Consider the following 21,635-nt stretch of genomic DNA (forward strand, 5'->3'; position numbering starts at 1 on the left):
GGCGCTGACTAGCGCTGGCCCAGGTGGAACAGGTGGCCGGCGTCGTCCTTGAAGACCGCCGACCAGCCCCACGGCTCCCGCTTCGGCTCCTGGGTGAACTCCACGCCCTTCGCGGCCAGCTCGGCATGCGTCTGGACGATGTCGTCCGCGTGGAACAGCACGTAGTTGGGCAGGTCCGTGGCCAGCGCGGGCATGTCGCGGTCGGCCTTGTAGATCACCAGCCGGGCCCCGCCGCCGGGCGGCTCGACCTCGATCCAGCGATCCTCGCCGTACGGCATGTCGGTGGTGACCTTGAACCCCATCTTGCCCGTCCAGAAGTCGACCGCCTGCTGCTGGTCCTCGACGTAGATGGTGACCTGGCTGATGCTGAGCGCCATCGCTCCTCCTCAGATTGTATCCAAGGTGGATATAACCATTGTGGTGCTATGGTGTCAATCATGCTCACGGCCGCGGGGTTTCACGTGCTTCTCGCGCTGGCCAGCGGCTCAGGGCACGGTTACGCGGTGATGCGGTTCGTCGAGGAGGCCAGCGGCGGCGCGGTCAAGCTCGGCCCCGGCACGCTCTACCGGACGATCAGCCGCCTGGTGGCCGACGGCCTGGTCACGGAGTCCGGCGACGCCGATCCCGCGGCGCCGCACGACGCCCGCAGGCGCTACTACAAGCTGACCCCGCTGGGCGAGCAGGCCGCGCGGGACGAGGCCGCGCTGCTGGCCCGCATGGTCACGGCGGCGAGAGAGGCAGGGCTGATCACGTGACATCGCTGCGACCGCAGGGGCTGTGCCCGCATCTGTTCGTGATCGGCGCGGAGGCGGCGGTCGCCTTCTACCGTCAGGGGCTCGGGGCGGTGGAGGTGTTCCGCAACACGCTGCCCGACGGGGTGATCCTGTTCGTGGAGCTGCAGCTCGGATCCGGCCGGCTGCTGGTGAGCGAGGAGACGCCCACCCTGGGCGCGCTGGCGCCGCCGACGCTGGGCGGCAGCCCGGTGCTGATCCTGCTGGAGGTGGACGACCCGGACGCGGTGGCCGGGCGCGCCGTCGCGGCGGGGGCTGAGATGGAGCTGCCGGTCCAGGAGATGTTCTGGGGCGAGCGGTACGGCGTGCTGCGCGACCCGTTCGGGCACCGCTGGGCGGTGACGACGGCCAGGGAGCAGCTCACCCCGGACGAGATCGTGGAGGGCACGGCGGCGCGGCCGTACCCTCCGGCCACTGGTTAGACGAGCTCGGCGACCGGCGTGAACGGCAGCCCGAGCGCCTGCGCGACCGGCTCGTTGGTGAGCAGGCCGTCGTGCGTGTTGAGCCCGCCCGCGAGCCCGGCGTCCGCCTTCAGCGCCTCGCGCCAGCCCAGGTTGGCCAGCTTGACCGCGTACGGGAGGGTCGCGTTGGTCAGGGCGTAGGTGGAGGTGTTGGCCACGGAGCCGGGCATGTTCGCCACGCAGTAGAAGATCGACTCGTGCACCTTGTACGTGGGCTCGGCGTGCGTGGTCGGGCGCGAGTCCTCGAAGCAGCCGCCCTGGTCGATGGCGATGTCCACGAGCACCGAGCCCGGCTTCATCCGGGAGACGAGGTCGTTGGAGACCAGCGTCGGAGCCTTGGCGCCCGGGATCAGCACGGCGCCGATGACCAGGTCGGCCGCCAGGACCTCCTGCTCGATCGCGTACCGGGTGGAGACCAGCGTCTTGAGCCGGCCCTGGTAGATGGCGTCGATGAAGCGCAGGCGGTCGACGTTCGTGTCGAGGACGGTCACGTCGGCGCCCATGCCGACGGCGATCTGCGCGGCGTTCAGCCCTGACACACCGCCGCCGATCACGACCACCTTCGCCGGCGCCACGCCGGGCACGCCGCCGGGCAGGACGCCGCGGCCGCCGTTGAAGCGCATCAGGTTGTACGCGCCCACCTGCGGCGCCAGCCGCCCGGCGACCTCGGACATCGGGGCCAGCAGCGGCAGCGAGTGGCCCACCTGGACCGTCTCGTACGCGATGCCGGTCGTCCTGGCCGCGAGCAGCGCGTCCGTGCACGGCCGGGAGGCGGCCAGGTGCAGGTACGTGAACAGCACCAGCCCCTCCCTCAGCCGGTGGTACTCCTCGGCGATCGGCTCCTTGACCTTGAGCACCATGTCCGCCCCGCCCCACACGGCGTCGGCGCTGTCGAGGATCTTCGCGCCCGCCGCGAGGTACTCCTCATCCGTGATGTGCGAGCCCAGGCCCGCCCCCCGCTGGACGGTGACGTCATGGCCGTTGCGCACCAGCTCATGAACGCCCGCCGGCGTGGCGGCGACACGATATTCGTGGTTCTTGACCTCGGCGGGGACGCCGATCTTCATTGCGGTGGATCCTTTCGGGAACCGGCACTCCGTCGTACCGGATTGAGGGGTGTTCTGGTGGCCGCGTCCTGCGGACCGCCACCGGCGGCGGATCGCCCTACAGGCGAGCCCACGCCTCGGTGAGCACGTTCCTGAGGATGGAGGAGATCTCGTCGAACTCCTTCTCGCCCGCGATCAGCGGCGGCGCGAGCTGGATGACGGGGTCGCCGCGGTCGTCGGCACGGCAGTAGAGGCCGGCGTCGAACAGCGCCTTCGACAGGAACCCGCGCAGCAGCCGCTCGGACTCCTCCGCGTTGAATGTCTCCTTTGTAGCCTTGTCCTTGACCAGCTCGATACCCCAGAAATAGCCCGAACCCCGGACGTCGCCGACGATCGGCAGGTCGCGAAGGCCGTCGAGCGCCGCCTTGAACACCGGCTCGTTCCTGGTGACGTGGCCGAGCAGGTCCTCGCGCTCGAAGATGTCGAGGTTGGCCAGCGCGACGGCCGCGGAGACCGGGTGGCCGCCGAAGGTGTAGCCGTGGGCGAACATGGTGTCGCCGTTCTTGAACGGCTCGAACAGCCGCTCGTGCGCGATCATCGCGCCGATGGGCGAGTAGCCGCTGGTCATGCCCTTGGCACAGGTGATGATGTCGGGCACGTAGTCGAACTTCTGGCCGCCGAACATGGTGCCGAGCCGGCCGAAGGCGCAGATGACCTCGTCGGAGACGAGCAGGACGTCGTACTCGTCGCAGATCTCGCGCAGGCGCTGGAAGTAGCCGGGGGGCGGCGGGAAGCAGCCGCCGGCGTTCTGCACGGGCTCGGCGAAGACGGCGGCCACGGTGTCGGGGCCCTCCATCTCGATCGCGCGGGCCACGCGCTCGGCGGCCCAGAACCCGTACTCCTCGGGCGTCATGCCCTTGACGCCGGAGATCTCCTCGGCCCGGTAGTGGTTGGTGTTCGGGACGCGTACCGAGCCCGGCACGAGCGGCTCGAACATCTCCTTGAACGCCGGGATGCCGGTGATCGACAGCGCGCCCTGCGGCGTGCCGTGGTAGGCGATCTGGCGGCTGATGACCTTGTGCTTGAGCGGCTTGCCGACCAGCTTGTAGTACTGCTTGGCCAGCTTCCAGGCGCTCTCGACCGCCTCGCCGCCGCCCGTGGTGAAGAAGACGCGGTTCAGCTCGCCGGGGGTGTAGGAGGCCAGACGCTGGGCCAGCTCCGCCGCCTTCGGGTGCGCATAGGACCACAGGGGGAAGAAGGCCAGCTCCTGGGCCTGCTTGGCGGCGGCCTCGGCCAGCTCATGGCGTCCGTGGCCCACCTGGACCACGAACAGCCCGGCCAGACCGTCGAGGTAGCGCTTGCCATGGATGTCGTAGACGTAGGACCCCTCACCGCGCACGATGGTCGGGATCTCGGACTGCTCGTACGCGCTGTGCCTGGTGAAGTGCAACCACAGGTTGTCCTGCGCGGCCTTGAGGACGTCGTTTTCCGGCTGCGTCATGGTTATCTTCCCTCGTGTCTGAACTCATCACAGTCTGCCCGTTCACCTGGGGTTTGCCAAGCGAATCGGTGGCAGCACTCTGCAAGAAAACCGAGATCCGCAGAACCGACATGTAACAGCAACGAAATCCGCAGGTAGATTTACGCGCGGGTCATCCCCGTTTTCGCAGGGTGCACCTTCTGTGATCCAATGAAAGCAAAATGTCCACATCTGTAGAGAACGACCCCCGGGGGACCGTCCCGTGACTCCTGACCAGCTAGAGAGCGCTGTTGCCGCCGCGATGCCACAGGCCGTGGAGGAGCTGAAGCGGCTCGCCGCCATCCCCTCCGTGGCCTTCCCCGGGCACCCGGAAGAGCCGGTGTTCGCCGCCGCCGCCCTCACCGAGGAGCTGCTGCGCTCCGCCGGCCTGCCGCACGTCCAGCAGGTCGCGGTGGACGGCAGCTTCCCCGCGATCTACGGCGAGGCGCCCGCCCCGCCCGGAGCGCCCACCGTCCTGCTCTACGCGCACTACGACGTGCAGCCGGCGGGGGACCCGGCCGCATGGCGTACGCCGCCGTTCGAGCCGACCCTGATCGACGGCAAGCTGTACGGGCGGGGCTGCGCCGACGACAAGTCGGGCGTCATCTCGCACGTCCTCGCCCTGCGCGCCTTCCAGGGGCAGTTCCCCGTGGGCATCAAGGTCATCATCGAGGGCCAGGAGGAGTACGCGGGCGAGCGTCTGGAGGCGTTCGTCGAGCGCAACCCCGATCTGCTGCGCGCGGACGCCATCGTGGTGGCCGACACCGGCAACCCGCGCGTCGGCGACCCCGCCGTCACCACGTCGCTGCGCGGCATGGCGGCCTTCACCATCGAGGTCCGCACGCTGCGTGAGGCGCTGCACAGCGGCTCGTTCGGCGGCGCCGCCCCCGACGCGCTGGCCGCGCTCATGCGCATGCTGACCGCGCTGCACGACGACAACGGCGACATCCGCGTCCCCGGGCTGCCCCGCGGCGCGTTCCTGGGACAGCCTCCGTCGGAGGAGGAGTTCAGGAAGACGGCGGGCGTGGTCGACGGGGTGTCGCTCGTGGGCTCCGGCTCGCTGGCGGACCGGTTGTGGTCGTCGTACGCGATCACCGTGACCGGCCTGGACGTGCCGAGCGTGTCGGGCGCGGTCAACGCGGTCCAGCCGGCGGCGCGGGCCCGGGTCACCGTACGCGTGCCTCCGGCCGGCGACCCGAAGACGACGGTGAACACCGTGGTGGAGTTCCTGCGTCAGGCGGCGCCGTGGGGCGCGCAGGTGTCGTTCGGGGACTTCACCGTGGGCTCCGGCTTCCAGGCGGACTCGGGCGGCAAGGCCCGTACCGCCCTGAACCGCGCGATGGAGCGCGCCTTCGGCCGCCCGCCGCGCGACGTGGGGGCCGGTGGGTCGATCCCGCTGGTGAACACGCTGCTGAAGCAGTTCCCCGCGGCGGAGATCCTGCTGTTCGGGGCCGAGGACGAGGACGCCGCCATCCACGCGCCGAACGAGCGCGTGGACCTGGAGGAGCTGCGCCGGGTCGCCACCACGGAGGCCCTGTTCCTGCGCGAGCTCAGCCTTCCTTCAGCTCTCGGGGTGTAGTAGCCCTGCCGCGGGCGCGCCTTCGCGCCCGCGGCCACCCGCTTTCTCTTTCCGGTTTCTTTCTACGGGGCCGCTGCGCCCTGCCCGGTCTCCTCGAACCTGTTCGCCCTTGCGAAGACCTCGCCATGTGACGCGTGAAGCAGCCGCGAAAATTCATGGAACCGCGAAGGGTGTTCGTGGCAATTAACTCGTGTCATGACCGAGTCACCCGAGAGGGCAAGAGATGCGACACGAGAGCCGGGCGGGCGCGCCACCCTGGCCCGAGGCCGCGCCACCGGACGAACGCGGCGGCGCGGCGATCGCAGGAACAGGGCGCGATCGCTTCGCCACGCTGTTCACCAGTCACGCTCCCGAGCTCAAGCGCTATGTCATCCGGCGGCTCGGGGTGGAGCCTGCGGACGACATCGTGGCCGAGACGTTCGTGGTGGCGCTGCAGAGCCTGGAGTCGTACGACGTGGGCCGGGGGGACGAGCGCTCCTGGCTGTACGGCATCACCACCAACCTCATCGGCCGGCACCGTCGCCGTGAGGTCGGCCTGTACAAGGCGCTGAGCCGCACGGGGGCCGACCCGGTGATCGAGCCGTTCACCGACGAGGTCGATCGGCGGGTGGCCGCGGGCAGCGCGCGCAGACGGCTGGCCAAGGCGCTGGCCGGGCTGTCCCAGAAGCATCGGGACACGCTGCTGCTGGTGGCGTGGACGGAGCTCACGTACGAGGAAGCCGCCGTCGCGCTCGGAGTCCCCGTGGGGATCGTGGACCAGCCGGGCGACGTGCCGTGATTCGCGTCAGTTCCAGGCGATCAGGGACAGGAGCCGTTCGGCGTGGGCCTGGTCCGCGGTGGCCAGGGCGATGCCCATGACGAGGGTCAGCAGGTCGCGGACGTCGAGGTCGGCGCGTACGGCGCCCGCCCGCTTGGCCGCGTCCAGCAGGGTCGTGGCGGTGGTGAGCATCGACTCGTGCCAGCCGGCCAGCAGGGCGCCGGCGGGGGTGTCGTTCGTGATGGCCGTGGCCAGGTCGCGCTTGGAGGTGACGTGCTCCATGAACCGCCGTAGCCACTCATGCAGCGCCTCCGTGGGTGGTTCGGTGGCCAGCAGGACCTCGCCGCTCGCGCAGAGCTGGGCGACCTCGTCGGCGTAGACGGCCACCAGCAAGTCCGACCTAGTCGGGAAATGTCGGTACATGGTGGCGTTCCCGACCCCGGCCCGGCGGGCGACGTCGTCGAGGGGCGCGTCGGCGCCGCGCTCGGCGAACACCCGCGCGGCCGCGGCCAGCAACAGGTCGTAGTTGCGCTGCGCATCCGCCCGGCGAGGACGCGATCCCATAGGTCTCCTTGCTAAGTGGGGAACTCCCCGGTTAGTGTAACCGCAACACAGAAACGGGGAGTTCCCCACTTAGCGGCAGAAGGAGGCGCCATGCGTACGGCGCTCGACGTGCATCGGCGGATACTCGAGCTCTACCCCGAGGTCCTGGCCAGCGGCCACATGGACGAGGCGCTCGCTCTCATCGACCCCGACGTGATCGATCACCGGGGCGGCACCGACGGCGACCACCACGGCCTGGGAGCCTGGCGGTCGAAGTGGGAGCAGGCGTTCTCCGGCGAGACGGGCTTCCACGACGTGTCCGTGACGGTGGAGCAGAACCTCTCGAACGATGACTTGTCATCGAACATCTACCTCAGCCGGGGCACCCACACGGCCTCAGGCCGCCGGTACGAGGTGCGCGGCATGGACATGATCCGCGTACGGGACGGCCGGATCGTCGAGCACTGGGCCATCCGCGACGCCGTGGCCATGCGCCACCAGCTCGGTCTCGACTAGTTCGCGGTGGTGCGGGCGGTGCGGTAGACAAGCCGCAGGCCGGTCTCCACCAGGGCCCAGCCCAGGCGCGTCTCCCAGGTGCGGACGACCGAGGACGGCCCGGCCCGCCGGTGACGCTCCGCCTCGGCCCGCAGCTCGCGGGCTCGCACGTTCTCGACGTACAGGAATAACTCCGGATACATCAGTCCTCCTCAGGTGCGGAAAGGGAAGCCGTACGCGTGCACGGCGACGTTCTCGCGCCCCTGCGTGTCGCCTGTTTCGCGGGCCGACCTGCCGTGCGACCGCCACTTCGAGATGACCTCGTTGAGCTCCGCGCCGAGCTGCCTGAGCTCGTCGGACGTGAGCGCCAGCAGGTATTCCGAGGCGAAGGCCGAGTCGCGCCAGTCTTCGTCCCAGGACTCCTTGGCGTCGAGGTAGGCGTCGTACATCTCGGTGCGCTGGCCGGCGTAGATGCGCGACACGGCGGTGTGCACGGCGGCGCGCTCGGGCTCGTCGCGCCAGTCTTCGTCCCGGGTGCTGATGGTGGTCGCCGTCGGCTGCCACCATCGCTCCCTGGCGTCGCCGCGACCGGCCCGCGCCTCCTCGATGATGCCGTGCGAGGCGAGCTTGCGCAGGTGGTAGCTGACCAGCGAGACGGCCTCGCCCACCTGGTCGGCGAGCTGCGAGGCGGTGGCCGTGCCCGCCACGAACAGGGCGCGGTAGAGCTTGATGCGCAGCGGGTGACCCAGCGCCTTGAGCGTGTCCATGTCCGTGACGCGATGGGTCTTCTCAGCGGCCATACCAGGACTCTAAATGCGAAAGGAAATTTGCGCAATATAGTTTGCACAAATTTCCTTTCCTGTCTCTACTGGAAGCGCCAGCGGGTCTGGCTGTAGTCGCCCTTGCGGAAGCCCAGCACCTTGGCGGGCGCCACCTCGAACACCAGCGCCTCCCCGCCCGCCGAGTTCACGAATGCGCCGTCGCCGACCTCGAAATGCCACTCCGCGCCGTACTTGGCCTCCCAGGCCGAGGCGAGGCGCTTGAGGTGGCCGGGATCCGTGATCCGCTCGGCCACCCCTTCCACCACCAGGTCCAGGCCCTCACTGAACGAGCTGGCGCCGGTGGTGAGCGCGACGTTGCGGTTGGCAGCGAGGTTTCTGCCCTTCTGCTCCTCCGCTCCGGTGCAGAAGTAGATCGCGTCGTTCCGCCAGATGGCCAGCAGCGTCGTGACGTGCGGGCGGCCGTCGGGGCGTACGGTGCTCAGCCAGTACGTCTCCGCTCGTTCGAGCTGGTCGCGGGCCTGTGCCCAGGGGGTCGGGGTGGCGTTCTCCGCGCTGAACCGGGCGTCCAGCTCCGTGGTCGGTTCCATGATCACTCCTTCGGTACGGCCGTACGCATGGGCAGACTCCCCCGGCGTCCGGAATTCATCGCCGGACTCGGCACCACCTCCCTGCCACCTTCCACGCGCACGCCGTCCCAGTCCAGCGAGCTTTGGGGCGCCGGCAGCGGAGAACTGTCGTAGGGAGATGTCAGGCTGCTGGTCGAGCGGGCGCGTGCTGGACGCGCCGGGGGAGGTGCGGAGATGGCGACGTTCGCGCTGATTCACGGCGGAGGGGGCTCCGCCTGGGATTGGCACCTGCTGGAGCCCGAGCTACGCGGCAGGGGGCATGACACGGTCGCGGTGGACCTGCCGGTCGAGGACGAGTCGGCCGGCCTGCTCGACTACGCCGACACGGTGATCGAGGCCGTCGGGGACCGCCGCGACCTGGTCGTGGTGGCTCATTCGTGGGGCGGCTTCGTCGGCCCGCTGGTCTGCGCGCGCCGGCCGGCCGACCTCCTCGTGATGGTGACGGCCATGATCCCGGCGCCGGGCGAGCGGCCTGCCGACTGGTGGCGCGACACGGGCTTCGACCACAAGGACATGGACGATCCCATCGGCCTGTTCCTGCACGACGTGCCGGCGGAGCTGGCGGCGGAGTCGATGACGCGCGGCCGGTCGCACGCGGACAAGTCGACGGCCGAGCCCTGGCCGCTGGACGGGTGGCCGGACGTGCCGACGAGGTTCCTGCTGTGCAGGGACGACCGCTTCTTCACGCCTGACTTCATGCGGCGGGTCGTACGCGATCGGCTCGGCATCACGCCCGACGAGATCGACGGCAGCCACGCACCCATGCTCGCCCGGCCGAAGGAGCTGGCCGACCGGCTGGAAGGCTACCTGCCCGTCAGGCCGTAGACCGGCCGGAGCGTCGGTGAGCCGTTCGCCGCCGCAGGCGAACCGGCCAGGCCGCCGGCGGTCACCTCACCGGGAGGTCGTAGGCGCGGCGGACGCTGCTGCCCAGGCGGCTGACGTCGGCGCCGTAGACGTGCACCGACACCCCGACCTCCGCGCTGGTGTTGCGCACCATGTGGATGTCCCCGGGCGGCGCGAACCCGCTGACCTCGCCCGGCCGGTTGGCGGTCTGCCCGATCTCGACCAGGTGGTCGCCCATGTCCCGGTAGAGGGTCTCGTGCTCGATCCCGCTGAGGATCCCGAACGTGCACCAGGACACGTGGTCGTGGATCACCGTGTACTGACCGGGGCGCCACACGACCCCGACGATCGAGAACTCCTCCTGCGCGTGCAGCACGTACGACACGTAGTGGTCGGGCGCGCCCGCACGTTCCTGCGGGGTCAGGAGATCGGGGCCGGGCAGCCGGTCGCGGATCAGGTCGGCGACGGCATGCGCGGTCTCGTGGCCTCCTTGACGCTGAGCGACGATGCCGGAAACGCCGGACACGAGCGCATCCAGCCCCGGCCTGACGGCGGTAATGGTGGCCATATTCATGCTATCCCCCTAGGGAAAATGGATAACCTGCCTTCCCCTTCTACGGTCCTATGTCCTGACCGATAGGTCCAACTGAAGTCTTCTGGCATATCCATAGATATGATTGATGAATGCTCGACGTCGCACGCCTGCGGGTCCTCGTCGCGGTGGCCCGCAAGGGCTCGCTGACCGCGGCCGCCAAGGAGCTGCACTACTCCCAGCCCTCGGTCAGCCACCATCTGGCCCGGCTGGAGGCGGAGACCGGCGCCCGGCTCATCCAGCGCGCCGGGCGCGGCATCAGGCTGACGGAGGCGGGCCGGCTGCTGGCCGAGCGGGCCGCGGACATCCTCGGCCGGCTCGACGCCACGGCCGAGGAGCTCGCCGCCCACGTGGGCCTGCGCTCCGGCCGCGTACGCCTGGCGGGCTTCCCTTCCGCGCTGGGCACGTTCATCCCGAAGGCGGCCCGCGTTCTGTCCGGCGAGCACCCGGACCTGCGCCTGCATCTGACGGAGACCGAGCCGCCGGAGGCGCTCAGGCTGCTGCGGGCTGGGCGGGTGGACGTCGCGGTGATCTTCAGGTACGACGACACCGCCCCCGAGGACGGCGGCCTGCACCTGATCCACCTCTTCGACGACCCCAGCTACCTGGTGTCCAGCGGCCCGGCGGGCGAGCTCGCCGACCATGCGGAATCGTGGTGGATCGCGGGGTGCGACCGGTGCCGCAGCCATTTGCTGGACCTCTGCGAGAAGGCGGGGTTCGAGCCGCGGATCTCGTTCACCAGTGACGACATCGTGGCGGTGCAGGCGCTGGTGGCGGCGGGGCTGGGGCTGACCATGCTGCCGGGGCTCGCGCTCAGCGCGCATCGCAACCCGGAGGTGGAGGTGGCGGAGGTGCCGGGGTCGAGCAGGCACGTGTACGCCGCCGTCTACGGCGAGCCCCCGCACCCGCCGGCCACGGAAGCCCTGCTCCAGTCCTTGCGCCAGAGCCTGCCCGGCTAACCGCCCGCCGGACCTCCGCGCGTGCTAGGGGGGCCTCGTGTTCGCCTGCGGGAGAGCCTTCACCCTGCCGAGAAAGCCTTTGACGTGGCCTTTACGATTGCCCCATGCCGGACATTTCCGCACTTGCCATTTTCTGCGCGGTCACCTTGGGCCTGCTGCTGGTTCCCGGACCCGCGGTCCTCTACATCGTCACAAGAAGCGTCTCGCAAGGCCGCGCCGCGGGCCTGATCTCGGTGCTCGGCGTGCACGCGGGCTCGCTGGTCCACGTGGCCGCCGCCGCGCTGGGCATCAGTGCGCTGCTGGCGGCTTCGGCCACGGCGTTCACCGTGGTCAAGTACGTGGGCGTGGCCTACCTGATCTGGCTCGGCCTGCGTAAGCTCATCCGGCGCGAGGAGGCCGAGGAGGCGATCGAGCTGCGCGTGCAGTCGAAGCGCCGGCTGTTCTGGGAGGGCTTCGTGGTGAACGTGCTCAACCCGAAGACCGCCATCTTCTTCCTGGCGTTCCTGCCGCAGTTCACGAACCCGGCGGCGGGACCGGTCGGGCCGCAGATCCTGGTGCTCGGGCTGCTGTGGATGGCGCTCGGGATGTCGACGGACGGCACGTACGCGATGCTCGCCTCCGCGCTCGCCGGGCGGGTGCGCAGGTCCGCCCGCATCCGCCGGCGGCTCGATGTCGGCAGCGGCGTGGTGTACCTCGGGCTGGCCGCCTGGCTCACCGCCGAGAAGACCTGACCCTGTCGCGCGGTCCCCGACGGCATATATCGGGAATTTGATGACTCTTGATATATCGCCCTTTCAAGATGGCCCGACAAGCCGCGAAATTTCCGAGCCATAGTGCGATAGTGAGATCACAAGCTGATCGCGGGAGACGGCACGTCCGGACGTAGCGCATAGGCGGACCCCATGGACACGCCACCACAACGCCTCGGGCTCGAACGGGTCGTCGAGGTCTACTCGGGTCATGACGACCTCGTCGGCATGACCGGGTCGGGTTACGTGATCGGTGCCGATCTCGTGCTGACCTCTGGCAGCGTGGTCGATCCTGACACGCCGTGTCACGTACGCCCGCCGTGGTCGGCCCGCTGGGTCGCGGCCGAGCAGGTGTGGCGCGGGCGCGGCGGATCGGGCGCGGTCCTGCTGCGGGTGGCCGATTCGCCGTGGAGCGACCTGCCCGGCATCGAACACGTCCGCTGGGCCCGCGTCGCCGCCGACCGTTCCGGCTACCGGCTGCGCTGCGTGGCCAGGGGTTTTCCGCAGGCGCGGCAGCGGGCCGGGTTCAGGGCGGCGGAGACGTTGTCCGGTCTCGTGGACGCCCCCACGGGCGCGGTGTCGAAGGCGCTGGCGGTCAGCGTGCTCAGCCCGGAGCCCGAGTCGGTGCCCGCCTCCCTCTGGCACGGCATGTCGGGCGCCGTCCTGCTCGCCGAGCCCGCCGGGCAGCTCATCGGCGTGATCGCGGCCGGTCCCGCCGGATACATCCAGCGCCGCCTCGACGCAGTCCCCGTGACGGCGCTGCTGAGCGACGAACGGTTCCGCGAGCTGACGGGCGTGGCGCCCGGGCAGCTCGAAACCGTGGCGGAGGGCGAGCCCGCGGTGACCCTCTCCAGCCTGCTGACGCCGGCTCGCGCCCCGCTGCCGCAGGACTCCCCGGACTGGATGCTGCTGATGGCACGGCACGCGGTGGTGCCTTACCTGGGGCGGGAGGACGAGCTGGCGGAGCTGCGCGCCTGGGCCGCCGAGCCCGCCGCGCTGTCGATCGCCGTCCTGACCGGCCGCAGCGGCACAGGCAAGACCCGGTTGGCCGGCGAGCTGTGCGCGGAGCTGGCGGAATCGGGGTGGGACGCCGGATTCCTCCCGCTGGATGCCGCCTGCGGCCCGCTGGCCGAGCAGGCCACCGCCCTGAACGCCCTACGCCCCGCGCTGCTCGTCATCGACCACCCCGAGCCGTCGTCGCCGCTGGTGGGCGAGCTGGTACGGCGGCTGGCCAAGCACGGGCGCAACCCCCGCGCACGGCTCCTGCTGGTGACCCGCGAGCCCGCCGAGGCGGAGTGGCGGCGGCGGCTCGACACGGCGGCGGGCGGGTGGCTGAGACGGCTCACGACCACCACCATCCAGCTCAACGGCCATCCGCTCACCCTGGCGGAACGCACCGAGCACGCGCGGGCGGCCATGAAGGCGTTCGCGCCCAGCAGGGCCGCGTTGCCGGATCTGCCCCGTCTCGACGACCCGGATCACGGCCTTCCGCTGCACGTCCATCTGGCCGCCCTGATGCGGCTGCGCGACGGCGGCGAGGACGTGGAGCCGGAGGAAACGCACCGGCCCAACACGGGCAACGGACCGGGCAACGGGCCGGGCAACGGACCCAGCAACAGACCGGGCAGCGGGCTGGGCACGTCGCGCGAAACCGGCTGGGGGCTGCTCGGGCGCTTCCTGACGCGTGAGTGCGATCAGTGGGCGCGGGTCTGGCCGTCGGGGTACGACCGGGTGGACGACGTGACCGTGCGGCAGGCCGTCGCGGTGCTCACGCTGACCGAGCCGACGCCGGCGGAGCTGCCCGGCCTGCTGACGGCCGTACCGGGGCTCCGGGTTCGTGCGATGAGCGAGGCCGGGCTCCGCGGCCGGGCCTCGCACATGGGCAGCTGGCTGAGCCGGGTCTTCCCCGGCGGTGCGCGACTGTCCCCGCTCGGTCCTGACGTCGTGGCCGAGCAGCTTTTGGCCGAGACGGAGGGGCTGGACGCCCTCGTACTCGCCGTGCACGACGACGAAGGCCGCACGGTGCGGCATCTCGTACGGATGCTCGACGTCCTGCGGCTGTCCGCGAACAGGGAACCGGTCCGGTCGGCGCTGCGCTCACTGATCTCGGCCAGGATCGGCAGCCTGGTCGCGGAGGCGGCGTCGGCGCCCGGGACGCGGCTCGGCGACGTGCTCGACGCCGCGCTGGGGTTGTTCCCCGGTGGGCTCGGGGACGCGGCGGGGTCTGCCGCGGACGCCCTGCCGCTGCGGGACACGTCGCTGGGGTTGCGCGCCCTCGGGGTGACGCTCGGCGAGCTGGCCGTACGTCACCGGCGGGCAAGGGGTGAGCGGAACGCGCTGGCGGGGGCGCTGTCCCTGCTGTCGGGCCGGCTTGCCTCCGTGGGCCGGTTGGGCGAGGCCATCGTCGCGGCTGCCGAATCGGTGGAGATCTTCGCCGCGGCTCCCCCGTACGGGGAGGCGGCCGGGCAGGCGGAGGCGCTGTTCAACCTCGCGGCCTGCCTGCTGCTGACGAGTGAGCCGGGCAGCGCGCTCAAGACGGCACAGGAGGCGGCGACCCGGTATCGCATCCTGGCCGAGGACGACCCGAGGTACGTGGGGCCGGCGGCGCAGGCCCACCACAACCTGGCGTGCGCGCTGCTGGAGGTCGGGCGGCTGAGCGAGGCGATCGACGCGTTCGAGGCGGCGGGCGGTGACGCGGCGTTCGCGGCGGATCTTGCGGGCGTACTGTCGGTGCTGCCCGCCGCCGTCACCACCGCGTCCGGTGCGCACGAGTTCCCGCCGATACTTCCCGGCCGCCCGTACGAACGCCCGCCGACACCTCCCGGACGCGCCTACGAACGCCCGCCGACGCCTCTCGGCCGCACGCACGAACGCCCGCCGGCGCCTTCCGGACGGACGACTCCACGCCTGCTGACGCCGCCGGACCGCCCGGACGAACGCCTGGCGGGAGAGCGGGCGGAGGGTGCGGCGGGGCTTCTGGGGGCACCATCGGGACGCCCCGGCGACAGGCGACCGGAGACGCGATCGGGAGACCCTGGCGGCGAGCGATCGGGAGACCCCGGCGTTGCCCCAGCGGCCACCGCCCAGGCGCCCGTTGTTCCGGCGACGGCCGTCCGAGCGGGCGGCCTGCCGGAGGCCAGGACAGTCCGTCCCGAGGGCGGTATCGGTGCGCCGGGAGGCACCGCAGGTGGAGGCACCGCAGGTCAGGGCGCCGGCGCGCTGGCGGGTGGGGTCGGGGCGAACCCGGGTGTGCCGAGGGACGTAGCCGGCAGGACTACTCGGGGCGCCGGGTCTGGGACGTCTGGGCTGGTCGAAGTGGGAGTTGGGCAGGGGCCGGAGCCGCTGGCGCCGTTCGAGGAGTCGGACGCGGCCGCGTTGCCCGAGCTGGCCGCCTGTCTGGCCGTCGCCGTCGCCACCGCCGTCAGGGCCGCGGCCGCCACGAACCGCGACGTGGCCCATCGCCTGCACCTGCTCGCCGCCTGGCTGGACGCCCACGACCGGCCGCGCGACGCCCTCGTCCCCGCCACCGAAGCCGTCGTACGCCTGCGCGGCCTGGCCGGCGAGGAGCCCGGGCTGCGGCTCATGCTGGCCGAGGCCGCCGCCCTGCTGGCCAGGTTGCACGACCGGCTGGACGATCTGGACGCCGCCGTACGAGCCGCCGCCGAGGCCGTACGGAACCTGCGTGCCCTCGTCGCCCTGGAGCCCGACGAGCACCGCCACGAGCTGGCCGGGCAGTTGCTCCATCTGGGCGAGCTGCTGCTGATCGACGACCGGCCGGAGGAGGCGCTCGATCCGCTCCAGGAGGCCGGGTGCGTGACGGCGGAGGACGACACGGCGACGCAGGCCAGGGCCAGACGGCTGCTCGGCCTGTGCCTGACCGAGCTCGGCAGGACCGCCGACGGCGTGGCTCAGCTCGAACTCGCCGCCGAGCTGTACGACGTGCTGGACGCGGCGGACGGCACCTACCTGCGCCATCGGTCCGAGGTCCGGGCCGGCCTGGGACGGCTGCGGGCGGCACAGGTCGCAGAACGCGCACATGACCAGCTAGAACCGGCCACCGGGCAACCGGCGCTGGCGGCTCTGGTCGGCGAGCGCCGCCATGAGCGGCCTTGGCTGCCGACTCCGGTCGGGGAGCGTCCCCATGAGCAGCCTGAGCCGGCGGCTCCGGTCGGCGAGCACCGCCATGAGCTACCTCGGCTGACAGCTCTCGTCGGCGAGCGGCGTCATGAGCGGCCTTGGTTGCTGGCGCTGGTCGCCGATCGGCCGGAGCAGGCCGTCGACAGGGCCGAGCGGTTGCTGGCCGAGCGCAGGAATGCGGTCGAGAGCGCGGGCACGCCCGGGCCCGAGGAGGTCCACGCCTACCTCTCCGCCCAGACCGTGCTGGCCCGCGCCTGGGCGGACGCGGGGCGGGCCGGGGACGGGTTCGTGCTCGCGACGCAGGCCGCCGAGCTGCTCCAGCGGCACTCCGTACCGGAGCGGTTGCATCCGATCGCCGTGGGGATGGTGGCGGCGGCGCTCGGGCGGACGCTCGTGGCGCTCGGCCGCGACCAGGAGGCCCTGCCGCACCTGCTCACCGCCATCGAGTCCTACGAGCCGCAGATCGGTACGAACCTCGCGTTCCGCACGGAGCTGGCCGAGCTGCGGATCCTGGAGACCGTCGCGCTGTCCCGCGCCGGCCGCGCGTCCGAAGCGGAGTCGGCCGCCGGTCGGCTGGTCGAGCTGTACGCGGGGCTTGTGGGAGAGCGGTTCGAGGCGCCGCGGGCGCTCGCCGGAGCGTTGCGGCTCCAGGCCGGGATCCGCTTCACCAGGCAGAACGTGGAGGGCGCGCTCCAGGCGGTCACCGAGGCGCTCGACCTCCTGCCGGCCGAGCCGGGCGGTCGCGACGAGTTGCTCTTCGCCACCTGCCTGGAGCTCAGCGGCCTGTGCCTGGCCGAGCTGTCCGACCGGGACGACCAGCTGCACAACGGCGACGACCCACACGACGGTGCCGGGCCGGACGACGGTGACGAGCCGGACGACGGTGCCGGGCCGGACGACAGCGACGAGCCGCACGGCAGGGATGAGCCGCACGACGGCGACAGGCCACGCGATAGCGACAGGCCGCGCGACAGGGACGCAGCCAGAGACGCGGCCAGGGACGCGGCCGCGGCGAAGCTGGCCGAGGGGACCGCTTTGCTCATGCGGCACGGGTCCGCGCCGCCCGATCTCGTCGACGTCCATCTGCTGGCGTTGATCCGGCTGGCCCGGATGCGGGTGGCGGAGGAGGGGCCCGCGGCCGGCATCGGCCTGCACGCGCGGATCCTCGATCTGCGGCCGCTGCCCGGGCCGGACGTGCTCCACGTCCTCGTCCAGGAGCTTTCCGGCTTCCTCAGCGAGCTCGCGGGCGCCGAAGGGGCCGGACGGCTGCTGCTCCCGTCGCTCGGCGGGTTCGCGCAGGCGCTGGAGCGTGAGGTGGCGGCGAGCGGGAATCCCGAGGTGCACGACGAGTACGGCCGGTGCCTGGCGCGGTTCGCCGACGCCGCGGAGCGTGCGGGCGATGGGGAGAGCGCGATCCTGGCCGCCGAGCTGGCCGTGCGGGTGTACGAAGGGCTCGCCGCCGTCGCCGGCTCCCACCGGCGCGCCCTCGGCCAGGCCCTGGCCGCGCTCGCCCGTTTCGGTCACGAAAGCCACGCGAGCCACGCGAGCCACGCGAGCCACGGCGGCCCCGCGTCGCCGGACCGGGCCGGCGACGAGCTGGCCGTGCTGGAGCGGGCCGTCGACCTGCTCGGCAGGGAAGAGGCCGACGGCGGGCTGCTGGCCGACACCCTCAACCGGTACGCCGTCAAGCTGCTCGAACACGGCCGCCCCGTCGAAGCCCTGGCGCACTGCGAGCGCGCCGCCGACCTGTGCGACGAGCTCGACGACCCCGCCGTCGCCGCGGTCACCTACGCCCGGCTCGGCTCCAGCCTGGCCATGCTGGACCGCCCGCAGGCCGCCCTTGAGGCGATCACCTGGTCGCTGGCCGAGCTCGACCGGGCCGAGGAGACCGGACCGGAGCTGCCGCACGTACGTGCCCAGGCGATCCAGGTGCGCGGGCGGGTGCTGCGGGCGTTCGGCAGGAAGCAGGAGGCGATGGCGCACCTCGTGGAGGCGTTCGGCCTGTTCACCCGGCTGCCCGATCCGCCGGCCGCGGCCGAGACCGCCGCGGTGATCGCCGACGACCTCCTGGCGGCCGGTCGGCCGGCCGAGGCCGCCGAGTACGCGCGAATCGCCGCGTCCGGGCATCCGCTGGACACGCTCAAGCACGCGCTGGCCACCCAGCGGCTGGCCAGGTGCCACATGATGCTGGGCGCGCTGGCCGAAGCGAACGCGCTGGTGGAGGGCCTGATCCCGGTGGCCAGGCGGTCGCCGGGCGATCTCACGTACCGGGCGATCCTGGCCGACTCGCTGGCGCAGAGCTCCGAGCTGCTGCCCCTGCTGCGGCTGGACGGCGGCACGGAGGCCGAGGCCAGGGCGCGGGAGGCCATCGCGATCTACGACGAGCTGCTGACCACGGGCATGAACGCGCACGCCCTGCACACCAGCCGGGCCGGCGCCTGCCTCACGCTGGCCGCCGCGCTCAGGATGCGGGACCTGGCGGCCGAGGCCGTCCAGCCGCTGCGGGAGGCGGTGGCGGCGCTGGAGCGGTTCGCCCCGGACGGGGATCCGCTGCTCGGCGGGCTGCTGTCCAGGGCGATGCTCATGCTGGGCGACGCGCTCATGGAGGCGGGCCGCGCGCTGGAGGCCGGGCTCGTCTTCCATCGCGGCACGCAGGTGACGCGGGACGAGCTGTCCAGGGCCGTGGCGCACGCCCGGCTCGGCTTCTGCCAGCAGGAGCTGGGCAGGGACGACGCCGCCGACGCCGCGCTGCGGGTCTCCGCCGGGCTGCTGCGCGACCTGGCCGCCACGAAGACGCCCGCCGACGAGGGCACGGACCAGGGCGAAGAGCTGGGCGCGCTGCTCCGTGACGTGCTGCACCGCCGGCTGCGGCTGCTGGAGAAGGCCGGCGTGCACGAGGAGCGGAAGGCCGTCGAGGACGAGCTCAGGCGCCTCACGCCCCGCTGAGCGAGCAGCGGGGGCGAGCAGCGGGGGCGAGCAGCGGGGGCGTGCAGCGCGGGAAAGCTACGGCGCGGGAAAGGCTAGGAGTCGTTCGCCTGCACCGTTTCGCGGGCCCAGCGGTAGTCCGCCTTGCCCGCGGGCGAGCGCACCATTTCCGCCACGAACGCGTACGAACGAGGCACCTTGTACCCCGACAGCAGCGTCCTGCAGTGCTCGTCCAGCTCAGCGGCCGTCACCTCGACGCCCTCGCGCGGCTCCACCACGGCCGCCACCCGGTTGCCCCACCGTTCGTCGGGCACCCCGGTCACCACCGCGTCGAACACCGACGGATGCCCTTTGAGCACCGCTTCGACCTCTTCGGGGAACACCTTCTCCCCGCCGGTGTTGATGCACTGCGAGCCCCTGCCGAACACGTTCACGGTCCCGTCGGCGTCCACGGTCGCCAGGTCGCCGGTCAGCAGCCAGCGGGTGCCGTCGGCGTCGGTGACGAACGTGCGGGCGGTCTTCTCGGGATCGTTGTAGTAGCCGAACGCCACTCGCCCGGTCCTCGCCATCGTCCCCATCTGGCCGGAGCCAGGCTCGACGGGCCGGCCCTGCTCGTCCAGCACGGCCAGGTTGACCACGGAGTTCGGCTGGTAGCGCAGGCCCTTCTCCGGCGAGGACCCGGCCACGCCCGAGGCGGTGTAGCCGGACTCGGTGGAGCCGAAGTTGTCCAGGATCATCACGTTGGGCAGCAGCTCCTGGAGGCGGTCGCGGACCGCGCCGGACAGGATCGCGCCGGTCGAGCTGACCACCAGAAGGGAGGAGACGTCGTAGCCGCCGCCCTGCAGCGCCTCGGCCAGGGGCCTGGCCATGGCGTCGCCGGTGATGTTCATGGTGAACACGTGTTCGCGCTCGACCGTCCGCCACACCTCCGCGGCGTCGAACTTGCGCACGTACACGATGGTCGCGCCCATCCACCAGGCGATGAACGTGGCCATCTGCGCCGCGCCGTGCATCAGCGGCGGCGCGGCCATCATGACCATGGGACCGGCCTTGATCGCCTCGTCGACGACCTCCTGCGGGGTGGTGCGCGGGGCGCCGTAGGGGTTGCCGCCGCCGAAGCCCATGAACAGGTCCTCGACGTGCCACATCGCGCCCTTCGGCATGCCGGTGGTGCCGCCGGTGTAGATGATGTACACGTCCTGCCCCGAGCGCGGCGGGAAGCCGCGTTCGGGCTTGCCCCGTTCGAGAGCCGTCTCGTACGGCACCGCCGACGCGATCGACGACGGCCCGCCCACCGAGACGAGGTGGTCCAGCAGCGGCGCCTGGTGCGCGACGGCGGCCACCCGTGCGTCGAACTCGACGTCGTAGAGCAGCGCCCGAATGTCGGAGTCCTGGTACAGGTAGAGCAGCTCGGCCTCGACGTAGCGGTAGTTGACGTTGATCGGCACCGCTCTGATCTTCAGCGCGGCGAGGAGGCCGGCGACGTATTCGACGCCGTTGTAGAGGTGCAGCCCGACGTGCTGTCCCGGCTGCACGCCGAGGTCCATGAGGTAGTGGGCGAGCCGGTTCGACTCGGCCTCCAGCTCGGCGTAGGTACGGCGCTCGGCGCCGCACACCATGGCCGTCCTGTCTCCGATCGTGTCCGCGAGCCCTTCGAACAAGTCAGCGTGGTTGAACTCCATCAGAGCTTCTCCCGTCCGACGATCCACATCGCGAAGAACTGTGCTCCCCCGCCATAGGCGTGGCCGAGCGCCGTACGGGCGCCGTCCACCTGGTGCTCGCCGGCCATCCCGCGCACCTGCAGCGCGGCCTCGGCGAACCTGATCAGACCTGAGGCCCCGATCGGGTTGCTGGACAGCACCCCGCCCGAGGGGTTCCACGGGATGTCACCGTCGAGCGCCGTGGCGCCGGACTCGGTGAGCTTCCATCCCTCGCCTTCCGCCGCGAACCCCAGGTTCTCCAGCCACATCGGCTCGTACCAGGAGAACGGCACGTACACCTCGGCCACGTCGATCTGCCGCCGCGGGTCGGCGATCCCGGCCTGGCGGTAGACGTCGGCCGCGCAGTCCTTGCCCGCCAGCGGGCTGACCGCGTCGCGCCCGGCGCGGAAGATCGGCTCGGAGCGCATCGCCGTCCCGTGCACCCAGGCCGGGGTCCCGGTGACCGCGGACTCCGACGACAGGACGATCGCGCACGCGCCGTCGCTGGACGGGCAGGTCTCCAGGTAGCGGATCGGCTCCCACAGCATCGGCGTGGACTCGACCATCCGCTGGTCGATGCCGGGGATCTTGAGGTGCGCGTACGGGTTCTTCAGCGCGTTGCGCCGGTCCTTGACCGCCACCAGCGAGCCGATGTGTCCTGGCGCGCCCGACCTGCGCATGTACTCGCGGATGTGCGGCGCGAAGTAGCCGCCCGCGCCCACCACCAGCGACGCGCTGAACGGCAGGTGCGTGGACAGCGCCCAGGTGGCGTTGGACTCCGACTGCTTCTCGAACGCCACGACCAGCACGCGCTCGTGCACGCCGCCCTGGATGAGGCTGGCCCCGACCAGCGCCGTGGAGCCGCCGACGCTGCCCGCCGTGTGCACCCGCATCATCGGCTTGCCGGCCGCCCCGAGCGCGTCGGCCAGGTACGCCTCCGGCATCATCACGCCCTCGAACAGGTCGGGCGCCTTGCCGACGACCACGGCGTCGATGTCCTTGAACGTGAGCCCCGCGTCCTCCAGCGCCCGCAGCGCCGCCTCGCGGACGAGCCCGGCGATCGACACGTCCCTGCGCTTGGTCGTGTAGTGCGTCTGCCCGACGCCGATGACCGCACACCGGTTGCCCATC

The 21,635-nt window shown here is 71.7% G+C and carries 19 protein-coding genes; 9 read left to right on the plus strand and 10 right to left on the minus strand.

From position 1 onward, the window contains the following. Positions 1-8: 8 nt before the first annotated feature. Positions 9-377, minus strand: coding sequence for a VOC family protein (locus ABEA43_RS31665; protein WP_345567556.1), 369 nt, complete (start codon positions 375-377; stop codon positions 9-11). Between the two features lie 60 nt (positions 378-437). Here ABEA43_RS31665 and ABEA43_RS31670 point away from each other — a divergent pair, with 60 nt between their 5' ends. Together ABEA43_RS31670 and ABEA43_RS31675 are read left to right on the plus strand one after the other, a co-directional pair. Continuing rightward, positions 438-755: a PadR family transcriptional regulator gene (locus ABEA43_RS31670; RefSeq protein ID WP_345567558.1), complete on the plus strand. Its 318-nt coding sequence runs from the start codon at positions 438-440 to the stop codon at positions 753-755. Beyond that, positions 752-1,213 (plus strand): VOC family protein, encoded by a 462-nt coding sequence (locus tag ABEA43_RS31675; protein ID WP_345567559.1) that lies wholly within the window; start codon positions 752-754, stop codon positions 1,211-1,213. The genes ABEA43_RS31670 and ABEA43_RS31675 overlap by 4 nt, the downstream gene beginning before the upstream one ends. Here the strand turns inward: ABEA43_RS31675 and ald are convergent. Both ald and ABEA43_RS31685 read right to left on the minus strand, forming a co-directional pair. Next, a complete protein-coding gene (gene ald / locus ABEA43_RS31680; RefSeq protein ID WP_345567561.1) occupies positions 1,210-2,319 on the minus strand; it encodes an alanine dehydrogenase in 1,110 nt (369 codons plus the stop codon). The genes ABEA43_RS31675 and ald overlap by 4 nt on opposite strands. 97 nt (positions 2,320-2,416) lie before the next feature. Then, positions 2,417-3,799, minus strand: coding sequence for an aspartate aminotransferase family protein (locus ABEA43_RS31685; RefSeq protein WP_345567563.1), 1,383 nt, complete (start codon positions 3,797-3,799; stop codon positions 2,417-2,419). 241 nt (positions 3,800-4,040) lie between these two features. On the opposite strand from ABEA43_RS31685, the gene ABEA43_RS31690 reads away from it, so the two are divergent. Continuing rightward, positions 4,041-5,396, plus strand: coding sequence for a dipeptidase (locus tag ABEA43_RS31690; RefSeq protein WP_345567565.1), 1,356 nt, complete (start codon positions 4,041-4,043; stop codon positions 5,394-5,396). Between the two features lie 223 nt (positions 5,397-5,619). Further along, positions 5,620-6,174 (plus strand): RNA polymerase sigma factor, encoded by a 555-nt coding sequence (locus tag ABEA43_RS31695; protein ID WP_345567566.1) that lies wholly within the window; start codon positions 5,620-5,622, stop codon positions 6,172-6,174. A 6-nt stretch (positions 6,175-6,180) separates the two neighbouring features. Here the strand turns inward: ABEA43_RS31695 and ABEA43_RS31700 are convergent, their stop codons facing one another. Continuing rightward, complete coding sequence (locus tag ABEA43_RS31700) at positions 6,181-6,717, minus strand: TetR/AcrR family transcriptional regulator (RefSeq protein WP_345567568.1); 537 nt, start codon at positions 6,715-6,717, stop codon at positions 6,181-6,183. Positions 6,718-6,807: 90 nt separating this feature from the next. Here ABEA43_RS31700 and ABEA43_RS31705 point away from each other — a divergent pair, with 90 nt between their 5' ends. Beyond that, on the plus strand, positions 6,808-7,212 hold the full coding sequence (locus ABEA43_RS31705) for an ester cyclase (protein ID WP_345567570.1): 405 nt from the start codon (positions 6,808-6,810) through the stop codon (positions 7,210-7,212). Here the strand turns inward: ABEA43_RS31705 and ABEA43_RS31710 are convergent. From ABEA43_RS31710 to ABEA43_RS31720, 3 genes are all read right to left on the minus strand, one after another. Further along, positions 7,209-7,394: a hypothetical protein gene (locus ABEA43_RS31710; protein WP_345567571.1), complete on the minus strand. Its 186-nt coding sequence runs from the start codon at positions 7,392-7,394 to the stop codon at positions 7,209-7,211. The genes ABEA43_RS31705 and ABEA43_RS31710 overlap by 4 nt on opposite strands. A gap of 9 nt (positions 7,395-7,403) precedes the next feature. Then, positions 7,404-7,991, minus strand: a complete 588-nt coding sequence (locus ABEA43_RS31715) for a winged helix-turn-helix domain-containing protein (RefSeq protein ID WP_345567572.1) — start codon at positions 7,989-7,991, stop codon at positions 7,404-7,406. 65 nt (positions 7,992-8,056) lie between these two features. Next, positions 8,057-8,560 carry a pyridoxamine 5'-phosphate oxidase family protein gene (locus tag ABEA43_RS31720; protein WP_345567573.1) on the minus strand — a complete coding sequence of 168 codons (504 nt, stop codon included), beginning with the start codon at positions 8,558-8,560 and terminating at the stop codon, positions 8,057-8,059. A gap of 213 nt (positions 8,561-8,773) precedes the next feature. Between ABEA43_RS31720 and ABEA43_RS31725 the strand changes: the two genes are divergently transcribed. Further along, positions 8,774-9,424 (plus strand): alpha/beta fold hydrolase, encoded by a 651-nt coding sequence (locus ABEA43_RS31725; protein WP_345567575.1) that lies wholly within the window; start codon positions 8,774-8,776, stop codon positions 9,422-9,424. A 61-nt stretch (positions 9,425-9,485) separates the two neighbouring features. Here the strand turns inward: ABEA43_RS31725 and ABEA43_RS31730 are convergent, their stop codons facing one another. Further along, the gene (locus tag ABEA43_RS31730) at positions 9,486-10,010 is read right to left on the minus strand and encodes a cysteine dioxygenase family protein (protein ID WP_345567576.1); all 525 of its coding nucleotides are present in this window, start codon (positions 10,008-10,010) and stop codon (positions 9,486-9,488) included. A gap of 116 nt (positions 10,011-10,126) precedes the next feature. On the opposite strand from ABEA43_RS31730, the gene ABEA43_RS31735 reads away from it, so the two are divergent. The 3 genes from ABEA43_RS31735 to ABEA43_RS31745 all read left to right on the plus strand — a co-directional run bounded on the left by ABEA43_RS31735 (position 10,127) and on the right by ABEA43_RS31745 (position 18,825). Next, the gene (locus tag ABEA43_RS31735) at positions 10,127-10,993 is read left to right on the plus strand and encodes a LysR family transcriptional regulator (protein WP_345567578.1); all 867 of its coding nucleotides are present in this window, start codon (positions 10,127-10,129) and stop codon (positions 10,991-10,993) included. A 104-nt stretch (positions 10,994-11,097) separates the two neighbouring features. Then, on the plus strand, positions 11,098-11,724 hold the full coding sequence (locus ABEA43_RS31740; RefSeq protein WP_345567580.1) for a LysE family translocator: 627 nt from the start codon (positions 11,098-11,100) through the stop codon (positions 11,722-11,724). A gap of 171 nt (positions 11,725-11,895) precedes the next feature. Beyond that, on the plus strand, positions 11,896-18,825 hold the full coding sequence (locus ABEA43_RS31745) for a hypothetical protein (protein WP_345567582.1): 6,930 nt from the start codon (positions 11,896-11,898) through the stop codon (positions 18,823-18,825). A gap of 74 nt (positions 18,826-18,899) precedes the next feature. Here ABEA43_RS31745 and ABEA43_RS31750 read toward each other — a convergent pair whose 3' ends face one another. Together ABEA43_RS31750 and ABEA43_RS31755 are read right to left on the minus strand one after the other, a co-directional pair. Continuing rightward, positions 18,900-20,486, minus strand: coding sequence for an acyl-CoA synthetase (locus tag ABEA43_RS31750; protein WP_345567583.1), 1,587 nt, complete (start codon positions 20,484-20,486; stop codon positions 18,900-18,902). Next, a complete protein-coding gene (locus ABEA43_RS31755) occupies positions 20,486-21,634 on the minus strand; it encodes a thiolase domain-containing protein (protein WP_345567585.1) in 1,149 nt (382 codons plus the stop codon). Before ABEA43_RS31755 ends, ABEA43_RS31750 begins: the two co-directional genes overlap by 1 nt. Between the last annotated feature and the right edge of the window lies 1 nt (position 21,635).

The organism is Nonomuraea rosea, from assembly GCF_039539705.1.
Lineage (GTDB): Bacteria > Actinomycetota > Actinomycetes > Streptosporangiales > Streptosporangiaceae > Nonomuraea > Nonomuraea rosea.